The sequence below is a fragment of the Pseudomonas sp. 3JA genome (assembly GCF_036961705.1).
In the GTDB taxonomy this organism is placed as follows: domain Bacteria; phylum Pseudomonadota; class Gammaproteobacteria; order Pseudomonadales; family Pseudomonadaceae; genus Aquipseudomonas; species Aquipseudomonas fluorescens_Q.
The window spans coordinates 1-12247 of the sequence record NZ_JBAMDJ010000074.1 but is presented as its reverse complement, the minus strand read 5'-3'; the positions used below and the strand labels follow the sequence as shown (position 1 = coordinate 12247).

General features: G+C 62.8%; 8 protein-coding genes. All 8 read right to left on the bottom strand.

The annotated features are described in order from the left end of the window. Window positions 1-129 precede the first annotated feature (129 nt). The 8 genes from nahK to nosR all read right to left on the bottom strand — a co-directional run bounded on the left by nahK (window position 130) and on the right by nosR (window position 11972). On the bottom strand, window positions 130-2769 hold the full coding sequence (gene nahK, locus V7773_RS29750; protein ID WP_336076435.1) for a hybrid sensor histidine kinase/response regulator NahK/ErcS': 2640 nt from the start codon (window positions 2767-2769) through the stop codon (window positions 130-132). Continuing rightward, window positions 2699-3862, bottom strand: coding sequence for a nitric oxide-sensing protein NosP (gene nosP / locus V7773_RS29745; protein ID WP_063321459.1), 1164 nt, complete (start codon window positions 3860-3862; stop codon window positions 2699-2701). Before nosP ends, nahK begins: the two co-directional genes overlap by 71 nt. 332 nt (window positions 3863-4194) lie before the next feature. Further along, window positions 4195-4722 (bottom strand): nitrous oxide reductase accessory protein NosL, encoded by a 528-nt coding sequence (locus V7773_RS29740; RefSeq protein ID WP_092141441.1) that lies wholly within the window; start codon window positions 4720-4722, stop codon window positions 4195-4197. A gap of 30 nt (window positions 4723-4752) precedes the next feature. Then, window positions 4753-5583: an ABC transporter permease gene (locus V7773_RS29735; RefSeq protein WP_003201419.1), complete on the bottom strand. Its 831-nt coding sequence runs from the start codon at window positions 5581-5583 to the stop codon at window positions 4753-4755. Continuing rightward, window positions 5580-6497 carry an ABC transporter ATP-binding protein gene (locus tag V7773_RS29730; RefSeq protein ID WP_336076434.1) on the bottom strand — a complete coding sequence of 306 codons (918 nt, stop codon included), beginning with the start codon at window positions 6495-6497 and terminating at the stop codon, window positions 5580-5582. Before V7773_RS29730 ends, V7773_RS29735 begins: the two co-directional genes overlap by 4 nt. Next, complete coding sequence (locus tag V7773_RS29725; protein WP_336076433.1) at window positions 6494-7807, bottom strand: nitrous oxide reductase family maturation protein NosD; 1314 nt, start codon at window positions 7805-7807, stop codon at window positions 6494-6496. Before V7773_RS29725 ends, V7773_RS29730 begins: the two co-directional genes overlap by 4 nt. Before the next feature lie 25 nt (window positions 7808-7832). Then, window positions 7833-9752, bottom strand: coding sequence for a TAT-dependent nitrous-oxide reductase (nosZ, locus tag V7773_RS29720; protein WP_092222080.1), 1920 nt, complete (start codon window positions 9750-9752; stop codon window positions 7833-7835). A 51-nt stretch (window positions 9753-9803) separates the two neighbouring features. Beyond that, window positions 9804-11972 (bottom strand): transcriptional regulator NosR, encoded by a 2169-nt coding sequence (nosR, locus tag V7773_RS29715; protein WP_336076432.1) that lies wholly within the window; start codon window positions 11970-11972, stop codon window positions 9804-9806. Between the last annotated feature and the right edge of the window lie 275 nt (window positions 11973-12247).

Here is a 12247-nt window from a genome sequence, read left to right as displayed (position 1 = left end):
GCTTGCTCCCGCTGGGGCGCGCAGCGGCCCTGAAAAGTCTGCAACAACACCGATAATCAGGGTGGCGCGCGAAGGGGGCTGCTTCGCAGCCCAGCGGGAGCAAGCTCCCTCGCCACAACAGTGTTCGGCTCAAGATCGGGAGGGATCCAACAGATGACTCATCGCAATCTTGAGCTTCATCGGCCGCACCGGCTTGTGCATCAGGGTGTGCCCGCGTTCGCGGATCTGCTGCTTGAGTTCGTTGCTGTAGTTGGCGGTGATCATCATGGCCGGGATCGGTGAGGCCCGGCGGGCGTTGATCCTGGCCACCGCATCGACGCCATTCTGATCGTTGTCCAGATGATAATCGGCGATCAACAAGTCGGCCTCGGCATGGTAGTTGTCCACTTGGCGAGCCAGGTCCTGTTCCGACAACGCGGTCACTACCTGGCAACCCCAGCCCTCCAGCAACGTACGCATGCCGGCGCAGATCGCTGCATCGTTATCCAGCACCCAGACCCGCGCCCCGCGCAGGCGTTCGAGCATCGGCTCGCTCATGTCCAGGCACGGCAGCGGCTTGGGCGCGGTGGCGCTCAGCGGCACGTCGATGGAGAACATCGAGCCCTTGCCCGGCCAGGAGCGCACCTGGATCCGGTGCCCGAGGATCCCGGCGATTTTTTCGACAATCGCCAGGCCCAGGCCCAACCCACGGTCCTGGTTCGGGCGTTGCACGTCGCCACGCTTGAACTCCTGGAATATTTCCTCAAGGCGGTTCTCGGCAATACCGATGCCGCTGTCCCAGACCTGGATCGACACGCGCTGGCGGTGTCGCCGGCAACCCAGCACCACCCGCCCGCTGGGGGTGTAACGAATGGCGTTGCTCAGCAGGTTGCGCAAGATCCGCGCGAGCAATTGCATGTCGCTGCGCACCAGCACCGAACAGCCGACAAAGTGCAGTTCCAACCCTTCGCTGCGGGCGATCTGGGCGTATTCGGCGGCCAGGTTGTCCAGCAACTCACTGAGGCCGAACGGCGCGACGTCGGCCTTGATCACCCCGGCGTCCAGCTTGGAGATGTCCACCAGGGTGCCCAGCAGGTTCTCCACGTCCTGCAGCGAATTGCTGACGTTGCGCACCAGTTGCGCGTTGGCGACCGGCTCGCGGCGCTCGAGCAAGGCACTGGTGAACAGCCGGGCGGCGTTGAGCGGTTGCAGCAGGTCATGGCTGACCGCTGCGAGAAACTTGGTCTTCGACAGGTTGGCCTGCTCGGCCTCGCGCTTGGCCTCTCGCAGGCGCAATTCCACCCGGCTGCGCTCGTCGATCTCGCGCAGCAACTGGTCATTGAGCGTGGTCAGTTCGGCGGTCCGTTCCTGGACCCGCTGTTCCAGGTTCTGGTAGGCCTGGTGCAGCGCTTCGGCGGTGCGCCGGCGTTCGGTGATGTCGCGGATCAGCACGAAAATCCCCACCACTTCGCCGTTGGCCAGGCGGTTGGGTACATAGGAGCGCAGCATGTAGCGCTCCTGGTTGTTGATGTTGGTCTCGGCGAACTCGAACGTCACGCTCTCCCCCGCCAAGGCCCGGGCAACGTAGGCTTCCAGGCGCTGGTAATGCTGCTCGCTGTGGGCCTCGCGCAGGCTCTGGCCGAGCATCACGCCACGGGGCCAGCAATACCATTGCTCGTAGACCTTATTGGTGAACTCGTAGACCAGGTCGGCGTTGAGGTAGGCGATCAGCGCCGGCACATGGTCGGTGATCAGGCGGATCCAGCGCTCGCTTTCGCTCAGGGCTTCGGCGTGCTGATAGCGCTCGGTGATGTCGGTGAAGGTATTGACATAACCGCCGGTAGGCAGCGGATGGGTGCGGATCTCCAGGACCCGGCCATCCGACAGGCGCTGTTCGCTTTCGTGAATCAGCCGCCCGTTGCTGTCACGGCTGGTTGGCGTCAGCAGGTGTAGCTCGCTGTCGGCGATGACCTCGTTGAAGGGCCGATGGGCAGCCACCGGAGCCAAGCCGCTGAGTTCCAGGAAGCGCCGGTTCCAAAGCTCTAGCACGCCTTGGGCATTGACCATCGCCACGCCCTGGGACAGGTTGTCCACCGCCCGTTGCAACAGGTGGGATTTCTGCGCGATGGCCTGCTCGCGACGCACGGTTTCGCTGAGCTTGACGTCAGTGATGTCGGTAAACAGGATCACCCGCCCGCCCTCCTGGGTCGGCCGCTCGCTGACTTGCAACCAACGTCCGTTCTGCAAGCGATACAGCACATGCTCGTCGGCCTGGCCCCGGGGCTCTTCGCTGAACAGTCCGTTGGCGGTCATCAAGCGCTTGACCTCGGAAAGGCGCATGCCGGCGATGATGCGCACCCGGCTGTTGGCCCAGAAGGCCTTGAAGCGGCTGTTGAACAGGACAATGCGTTGCTGCTCGTCGAACAGCACAAACGCATCGGAGATGCTTTCGATGGCGTCGATCAGGTGCCGGTGGGCGGTTTCCGCCCGCAGCCGCGCCTCGCCCAGCAAGTGATTGCCGGCCTTGAGCTCAGCCATGGCCTGGTTCAACGCATCGGTGCGCTCGCGCACCTGCTCGGCCAGCACCACCGAGTGCTGGAACGCCGCATACGGGTCGTTGCCCCGGGTGACGCCGGACTCCACCCGTTCGATCAGCGCCTCATTGATGCGCCGCAACTTGCGATTTTCATGCTGCAGGGCAGCGAGCTGGGCCTGCAGCTCAGCGATGGCCGGGGACGCGATGTCGGGCAATGGCAACTCCGGTGAACGTCTGGTTGATATGCATGCCATTGAACTGTTCTCCATAGGTGTTGAACCCCATCACCCGTTGTTCGCGCAGGAACTGACCGATCTGCTCCAGGCCGCCGCGATCTTCCAGCTCCAGGCGCCGGAGAAAGCAATCGCAGCCGATGGTCAGCAGCAAGTCGCCGAGGCGTGCCTGCAAACCGTCGAACAGCGTTTGCAGGTTGTGCAGCAAGGGCCCGGGAGTCATGGCGGTGAGCACGATGCCGTTCTCCACCGCACAGTAGAAACTCAGGCTCAGGTCCGGGTGCACCTGCTGGATGGCGCGCACGTAGTACTGGTCGTTGATGCGCACCGCCAGTGGATGCGCGGCGAAGACCCGGTAGTCGAGGGCGCTCACCGGCACGCCGATGTGCCGGGCGTATTCTTCGGCGGCGGGTTCGGCGTTGAGCTCGTAGACCCGTCGCGAGGCGCTGTCGGCGCCGGTCACCACCAGTTTCTCCTCCCGGGGCAGGATGTGATGGGTGGTGAAGACTTCGAATTCCAGCCAGGTGTTGATCAGCACCACCACGGCCGCGCCACTGTGGAACTGGCCTTCGAAGTACACGTGGGTGTGAGTCAGGTAGTTGTCATCGCCAGCCGAACCGCCGAAATGCGGGATGTCCCCCAGCGCGGCGCTCAAGGCCGCCAGCACCATCTCCTCGCGGCTGGACAGGCCATCGAGCAGGGTCAAGGCGAAGCTGTGGCCCTTGATCGGGGCCAGGGCGTTGCTGCGACAGCCACTCGCCAGACGCTCGACCATTTGCTGGGCGTCGATCAGGCTGAAGTGCTCCATCTCGCCGATCAGTTCGGCGGCGATGGAAAAGTGCCGGTGATCGAAACCCACCGCCGTCACGCAGTTGCGACCATAACCTTGCGCGGTGATTTCACCGGCGCTGGTACAGCCCACCAGGCGAATCCCACCGAAACTCTGAGAAAGCGCCTGGCCCAAGGCCGGCAGGTCATATTCGGCGGAACAGAAAAACAGCACGAAGCCCAGGTGCGGGTGCAACAACTGCCGCGCCAACTCCTGGGCCACCTGCTGGACGTCCGTGGCCTGGGACATGGCGCTCACCACACCTTCGCTCTGGGCCTGCTGCATCTTCGCCTCCGGCGGGTGCGTGATAGGAGCCCTGAGTGTACGAAGCCGCGTCGAGTCGACGTATGCTACTTGGGTAGCGGGTGGACGCTTCCATGGGATGAGAAGATCGGCGCACACGACGCCGCCGCCAACATCTACACCCCTGATATGGAATACCTTTGTGGCGAGGGAGCTTGCTCCCGCTGGGTTGCAAAGCAGCCCCAAGCAAATTGAATGCAGTCAACCTGACACAGCGCGCTGTCAAGTCTCAGGGCTGCTTCGCAGCCCAGCGGGGCGGTGCGACGTTTCGCTAAATCCCTTCACCACAAAAGCGGTTCGGTGTGCAGGCAATATCAGTGACTCATCGGCGACATGGCGGTCGCCTGCCCCAGCAGTTTCTGGTCGATGTCTTCCAGGCGCAGCACCCGGCCGCCGGTATCGCTGGCGAGTTTTTGTGCCGCCTGGGGGTCGGAGAACGAAGCCAGGACAACGCCCATGGCGCCCTTGAGCCCGCTGCCGATGACGAAGTAGGCGGTCCGGGCGTCGATCAGGTGGGCGTCATCCGGTGTGTCCCAATGGCTGCGGCCCATGTCGTGGACATACAGCTTGACGTCGGCCCGATGGTTTTCCGGCTGCAACCACCAGCCCAGCATCTCCGCCGGCGAGCAGAATTTCTTTACGCCCCCTGCCCCGACCGCCGCGCCCTTGGGCCCGGGAAAGTCAGTGATGACCATGCCGCACACATGGCACTCGTCACCGGGATGGAACGCCAGCGCGGCCTCGCTGGCCGCGGGTGGCTCGGCCTTGCCGCAAGCCGCCAGTGCCAGGCACATCAACACTCCGACCCAAAGGCGACCCGCCTTGAAATACACCCTGTTCATCGTTGCATGCTCCCTTATCAAGATTGAAATTCACGGGCACCGGCGATTGAACAACCGATAGGCCAGCCACAATGGCACCGCCATCCACAGGCCCAGGCACAGCCAGAGCAAAGGCGCCGACACCGGCAGGTCGCTGCCCAAGGTCAGCACCGCGGCGCCGCTGGACGCCGCATCGAACCCGGACAGGTTAATCAGCCGATACACGTCGGTAGGGTTGAACAGCAGCAGCCATGGCAACAGTTCCGGGCTGAAGCGCCCTTCGCTCAGCACCAGCAATGCCAGCAACGCCAGGTCGAACACCAGCACGAAGAAAAACCACACCCCCAGCGCCAATCCGGCCGCGGTGGATTTCTCTGCCGACAAGCTGCTCAGCACATAGGCCAACCCGAGGAACACCCAGCCCAGCAGCGTGCTGGACACCATGAAGCGACCGAAGGCCCAGAGCAGCAGGCTCAACTGGACATCGTCCACCAACAGGGCGATAGCCAGCATCGCGCAGCCAAAACCGATGAAGGTGGCCAGGGCCAGGATCAAGCCGTGCCCCACGAACTTGCCCAGCAGCAATTGTCCGCGGCCCAACGGGTAGGTCAGCAACAGCAGCAAGGTGCCGCTCTCGTCCTCGCCGACAATCGCGTCATAGGCCAACAGCAAGGCAATCAGCGGCATCAGGAAGGTCGCCAGGCTGGACAGGCTCGCCACCGTGGCCGGCACCGAGGTGAACCCCAGTTGACCGGACGCCGCCGCGCCGAGCCAGGCGATGCCGATCGCCAGCACCGCGAACAACAGACTGATCGCCAACAACCAGCGATTGCGCAGGCCATCGCTGAATTCCTTGCGGGCCATGTTCCAGACCGGATTCATAGGCGGGTCTCCTCGGCCGCGGCACGGACCATGTAATGACGGTACAAATCCTCCAGCGACGGCGGCTTGATCTCGACATCCGACGGGTCATCCTGGGCCAGCAGCTGGCGCAGCAATTTAAGCTTGCTGCCATCCGGCGCGGACACCTGCACCCCTTCGGCGCCCCAGCCTTGGGTGGCGTGCCCTTCGCTACGCCAATGCTGGCGAAGCCAATCGGCCCGCGACAGGCCCGAGGCGCGGATCAGTGTCGGCAACCCGGCGTCCTCCCTCAGGCGGGCCAGGCTGCCCAGGGCCAACAGGCGACCCCGGGTGAGAATCGCGGCGCGGTTGATGTGAGCTTCCACGCCAGGCAGGACATGAGAACAGAGAATAATGCTGGTGCCCTGCCAACGCAGGCGGTCGAGCAACTGATAGAGGTCCTGGGTGGCGATGGGGTCCAGGCCCACGGTCGGTTCATCCAGCAATAACAGGCGCGGTTGGCCGAGCAGCGCCTGGGCCAGGCCGAGACGCTGGCGCATGCCCTTGGAATACGTCTTCACGCGTCGTGTCGCGGCATCCGCCAGCCCGACTTCTTCCAGCAAACGCTGCACCTGCTCCGGTGCAGCGCCTTTGAGCCGGGCAAAATGGCGCAAGGTTTCCAGCCCGCTCAATTGCGGATAGAACATCACGTTCTCGGGCAGATAACCGAGCATCTGCCGCACGCTCGGGTCACTGGGCGCGCGGCCGAAGACACGCACCTGCCCCTCGCTGGCCCGCAGCAAACCGAGGATCAGCTTCATCGTGGTGGTCTTGCCCGCACCGTTATGCCCGAACAGGCCGAGCACTTCGCCCTGGGCCAGGTTCAAGTCCAGCCCGCGCAGCACGGCGACATCGCCATAGTACTGGCTGACGCCTTCGATCTCGACGACGTTCAAGACGCGTCCTCCTGGGCACTGTTGCGTGGTGGGGGCTGGACAGGCGTTTCCATCAGCGGATGGCTGTCCATCACCCCGGGGGATTTCATCACCGGGAAGGCTCGCTGCACCCAACGCAGCAGTTCGATCCCCGGGCTGTTCATCAACAAGCGCACCTGGGGATACAGCCACAGCAGGCGATCGACGTTGTCGTTGGGTTCATAGGCGATATCGCCCAAGCCATCACCATTGCGATCCCAACCCAGGTAGTCGCTCCAGTAATTGCCGTGGCCTTCCACCGACCATTCCTGCAACCGCGTGGCCACGTATTTGACCTGGCGCTGGTTGTGGACGAAGGCATTGCCGGCGATGCGGTTATCCTCCGAGCCGGCCGTCAGGTGGATACCCACGGCGCTGCGCTCGAAATGGTTGCCTTCGATGCGGTTGAACAGTGAGTTGTAGATGAACAGGGCCTTGCCCTCGGCGCCGGTGATCATGGTGTCGCCGGTGGACCCGTCGCGCACGTCGGTGACGAAGTTGTCGCGCAGGGTCGAATAGGTGATGTAGTTCATCAGGATCCCGTAGTTCTGATCCTGTTCGGAGCGATTGCCGATGACCGTCAACTGGCGGCTTTGCATCAAGGCATAACCGGTGCGAGTACGCCGGGTGACGTTATCCAGCAGGCGGTTATCGTTGGCGAACATGTAATGCACGCCGTAGCGCAGGTCCTCCAGGACATTGCCCTGGAGCAGGTTGCCGCTGGAGGTGTCGATGTAGATGCCATCGCGGGTTTCGCGCACCTGGTTACCGATGACCCGGGCGCCGTGTACGGCATACAAATGGATGCCATTGCCACGGTCCTGGGAGCGCAGGCTGGGGTCGCCCTGGATGCGGTTGTCGATCAGGCTGACGTCCCGCGTGCCATCGACCCAGATACCGAAGCCCTGGCCCTGCATCCGGTTGCCACGCACCACCGCGCCTTGGGCAACCGGTTGGATGAACACCGCCGCGTTCATGGCCGTCAGGTCGTGGCCCCAGTCCAGGAACGTACATCCCTGGACCCGCACGTTCGGGGCGCGAATGATCACGCCATTGCCCTCACCCAGGCCCTGGAATACCGCATCCGGCGCACACGTGAGGGTCATGGGCTGGTCGATGCTGAACGAGCCCCGGTACTGGCCCGCAGGCAGGCGCCATTGCTGGTCGCCCTCGACCTGCAAAGGCAAATCGGTGATCGGCTGCGGCGCGCCGAGCACGCCGCCCGATAGCAGGCTGAACACCAGGGCAATGACCAGTCGACGAACGTTTGGATGCTGCATATTCCCGGTCATTGCGCCTGTCTCCCTAGTGAATGACTCAGGCCTTTTCAACCAGCATGCGCCCGACCATCTCCATGTGCAGCGCGTGGCAGAACCAGCTGCAGTAGTACCAGTGCAAGCCGGCTTTGTCGGCGGTGAAGGTGATGGATGAGGTCTGTTGCGGACTGATCTCCATGCTGACGCCATGGTTGGTCATGACAAAGCCGTGGGACACGTCCTCGATCTGGTCGATGTTGGTGATGGTCACCGTGACCTCATTGCCTTGTTTGACGGTGAACTCCGTCAGGCCATAGGCCGGCGCCATCGACGTCATGTACACCCGCACCTTGTTGCCGTCGCGGATGACCTTGTTGTCGGTTTCCAGGTTGATGCCGTCCTTCTTCGCCCGGGCCACGGTGTCGGCGAAAAACGGATCGTTGCGGTTCCAGATCTTCTGGGTCTTGATCTGATCGCGCCGCGCGAGAATACAGTCATGCGGTTCGGCGAACGCCGGGCCGTCGTGCACCAGCTTCATTTCTTCACCGGAAATGTCGATCAGTTGATCGTTCTCCGGGTGCAGCGGGCCGGTGGGCAGGAAGCGGTCCTTGGAGAATTTGCACAACACCACCAACCACTTGCCGTCCGCCTCGCTGGTTTCGGTGAGAGACGCATGGTTATGGCCAGGCTGGTATTGGACGTCGAGTTTCTGCTTGATGTAATTGATCTTTTCGCCCTTGTAGGCGCGGATGGCCTCGTCCATGTTCCACTTCACCACCTGGCTGTCGATGAACAAGGTGGTGTAGGCATTGCCGCGCCCGTCGAACGTGGTGTGCAATGGCCCGAGCCCCAGTTCCGGCTCGGCGACGATCACTTCGCGTGGGTCCTTGAAGCGGTCGGCGAACAAATCGTCCAGGCGATCGATGGCGATCATCGAGACCGTAGGCGACAGCTTGCCGTTGGCGATGAAGTATTTGCCGTCCGACGAGGTATTGAGCCCGTGGGGGTTCTTCGGCACGGGAATGTAGCGGGTGAATTCGGAGTCCTTGCCATCGATCTTGCGGCCATCGACCACCGGCACCTTGGAGCCGTCCAGGTTGATGAACTTGCCGGCCTTGATCGCCGCCTCGATGCGCGGGATGTTGAACACCACCACCCAGTCGCGCTCGTTGCGCATCATGCCGCCCAGGTCGTAGGCCTTCTCGGAGTTGTAGCAGGTGCTGGCGGCGTATTTGCCGGTGTAGTCAGCATCGGAGTTGTCCAGGTTGCCGTCGACGATCACCTGGAACGCCATCTCCATTTTCTCGGCATCGATGGCGTTGAACATCGTGAAGCTGTTTTTGTCCTGCAGGTCGAAGGTATGGCCGTCGTTGGGGTGCGGGATCACGAACTCAGCGTTGGCGAACACGTACTTGGTGTACGGCACCTTTTGCAGGCGCAGGCCGTGGATGGCTTGCACGTTGGGCACGGTGAGGATCTTGTCGCACTTCATGATGTCCAGGCGAATACGTGCGACCCGGGAGTTGGCCTTGTCGTTGATGAACAGGTATTTGCCGTCGTACTTGCCGTCGGTCATGGAGATGTGCGGGTGGTGGCAATCGCCGTTCTGGTACTTGGCGCTGTCGCCCAGGATGCGCTTGCTTTCGTTGGTCAGGCCCCAACCGGTGGCCGAGTCGACGTTGAACACCGGGATACGCATCAGCTCACGCATCGATGGCACCCCCAGCACCCGCACCTCGCCCTGGTGGCCGCCGCTCCAGAAACCATAGTATTCGTCCAGCTCCCCAGGCCCGACGTGAATCTTGGACTTGGCCTCCTTGGCCGCCGCAGCCCAGGACTCACGGGTGAACGTCCCGGCCCCCAGCGCCGTCGCGCCGGCCAGTACGGCACCAGTTACCGCGCCAGTGCCGAGAAAACTGCGCCGGCTGACACCCCTGGGTTCTTCCACCACGCCCGGGGTTTGGTTTTTTTTATCGCTCATGCTGTGTGCTCCATGAAGAATGAAACGGTCAAGGGACAGGCCATTGGGGCCTCAAGGCGCCGGGTTCACCTGCACCACGGGAATCAGTTGCGGATCGCTCACGGCCGCCTTGCCGCGCTTCTTGCGCTTGTTGATCAGCGGCGGACATTTGTTTTCGTTGTGCCAGGTCATCTGGCAGTCGAGGCAGTAATGGCATTCGTTGGCATTGATCCGGCCATCGGGATGAATCGCCTGGATCTCGCATTCCTTGGCGCACAGCTGACAGGGGTTGCCACACTCCTTGCGGCGCTTGAGCCAATCGAACAGCCGCAACCGGGTCGGCATCGCCAGGGCCGCGCCCAGCGGGCAGACGTAGCGGCAATAGACCTTGCGGGTAAACAGGTTGATCACCAGCAGGCCCACGGCGTACGCCACGAACCACCACTGGCGGTCGAACCTGAGGGTGATGGCGGTCTTGAAGGGCTCCACTTCAGCCAGCCGCTCGGCGGTGGCCATCGACTCCAGCGAAACGCCGAACAGCGCCAGCAAAATGATGTACTTGATCGCCCAGAGCCGCTCATGCACGGCGAACGGCAACTCGTATTGGGGCACCTTGAGCTTGCGCGCCAGTTCGTTGATCAACTCCTGTAACGCGCCGAACGGACACAGCCAGCCACAGAACACCCCACGCCCCCACAGCAGAATGCTGCCGGCGGTGAACACCCAGAGAATGAAGATCAGCGGATCGGTGAGAAACAGTTCCCAGCGAAAGCCTTCGAACAAGGCGTGGACGAAGGTCAGCACGTTGACCACCGACAACTGCGCCAAGGCGTAGCCGCCCAGAAACACCACGGTGAAGACCAGATAGCAGCGGCGCAGCCAGTGCAACAGCGTCGGCCGCCGGGCCAGTGAATCCTGGAAAAACAGGATCGCCGTCAGCACCAGCAGGGCTACGCCAAGCACGGTGATTTCGACACTTTTCTGATACCAGAGCGTCAGCCACATCGGCCGGCTCGCTTCTTCGGCGGCCGCCAGTTGCTCGGCGGTCGGCAATGGCCGCTCCAGGTAGGGCTCCGGCAACTGATAGGCCAGCTCGAAGCTGCTGAAAATACCGCTGACCGGCCCGGTCTGGCGGCGGATCAGCAGCTCCAGGCTCCAAGGCGAACCGGGGTCGAAACGGTGGGACGCGCGAACGATGAACACCGCCATTTCGTCGAACTCAGGCATGTCCTCGGCGGCCACGTCATCCAGGCGCTGGAAGTCCATGTCGCGGAAGCTGATGACGTCGCCGAACTGACGCACCAGCACCCGGTCGAAAATGCCGCCGCGCACATAACCCGAGCCCTTGAAGGAATAGCGCCCGCTGCCCATCACGGCAATGGCTTGTTCGCCGGGTTTGAGCTCGCTCATCAGCGTGCGATATTGCCCATCGCCCAATAGATTGCGGCCAATGGTGGGCGGATTGAGGTGGGTGACGTACAGGTCGATGAACGTGTCGTCGGCCTGGGCGGCGCTGGCAACTTCAACCTGTTCGGCGTCGGTGCCTTTGAAGGTGGCGTCTACTTGACCGCGAGTCAGGTGCAGGCGCCGTACAGCGCCGTTGCCGGTCAGGGTCTTCCAGTCGGCGGGCTCGTAGATGTCCTCGCGCACACGAGCCGGCGCCACGGCCAACCCCGCATCGCCCTTGACCAGGCCCAGGGACACCGCGACATCGTGGGCGGCACGCATGATGACTTCGTTGACCACCATCGCCGTCACGGTAGCCCCGGCGATGGCATCCACGGTCACGGCATTCGGGTCGCTGGAATGCCCCACCACCACCCGCTGGTTGACCTTGATGCCGCTGTAGCGCGCGCTGAACGCGTGGAGTTTTTCTTCGGCGATGCCGATCAGCAGAATCGGCTCATGGTGTTCGAGCACATAGGCATCGAGGATCACCCCCGCAGGATCGAGAATGACCTGGACGTTGATCGGCTTGCCGGAATAGGCGGGAATGTCCACCACGTCCAGGCTCTGGAACACATAGCCCAGGACCTTGCCGGCAGCGGACAGCGTGCGCACCTTGAACCGCCCTTCGGGCTCGGAGATCGCGTCGGTCTGGCCCAGGACATGGTGGATGCGCTGTTGCGGGGTGTCGCCGTAGTCCTTGGCCTGGGCCAGGCCCGTGAACAACAGCAGGAAAACGAACAGTCCACGGAGCCAGAGGCGGGATAGGTGCAGCATCACAAAGGGAGGGGTCATGGACGCCAGGGCTTAAAGACAGGATCTTGGCGATCATGGTAGGGGCCGACCCCTTCTTCGGCCCTTGATTGAAATCAACTTGGGAAAAACTTAAGCCCTACTCAGTCTGTAGAAACGGAACGCGGAGCGTCCCTGGCGGCGTTCCCACGCGGAGAGTGAGGAACGATCTTTCACCGCCGCCGCGACCCGATCGTTCCCACGCTCTGCGTAGTAATGCATCCCGTGACGCTCTGCGTCACCTCCCAGAAGCGGAACGCGGAGCGTCCCTGGCGGCG

Bases quoted from the DNA above. Each gene is read 5' to 3' on its own strand.
- nahK (WP_336076435.1), bottom strand. From the start codon at position 2,769: ATGGCATGCATATCAACCAGACGTTCACCGGAGTTGCCATTGCCCGAC.
- nosP (WP_063321459.1), bottom strand. From the start codon at position 3,862: ATGCAGCAGGCCCAGAGCGAAGGTGTGGTGAGCGCCATGTCCCAGGCC.
- V7773_RS29740 (WP_092141441.1), bottom strand. From the start codon at position 4,722: ATGAACAGGGTGTATTTCAAGGCGGGTCGCCTTTGGGTCGGAGTGTTG.
- V7773_RS29735 (WP_003201419.1), bottom strand. From the start codon at position 5,583: ATGAATCCGGTCTGGAACATGGCCCGCAAGGAATTCAGCGATGGCCTG.
- V7773_RS29725 (WP_336076433.1), bottom strand. From the start codon at position 7,807: ATGACCGGGAATATGCAGCATCCAAACGTTCGTCGACTGGTCATTGCC.
- nosZ (WP_092222080.1), bottom strand. From the start codon at position 9,752: ATGAGCGATAAAAAAAACCAAACCCCGGGCGTGGTGGAAGAACCCAGG.
- nosR (WP_336076432.1), bottom strand. From the start codon at position 11,972: ATGACCCCTCCCTTTGTGATGCTGCACCTATCCCGCCTCTGGCTCCGT.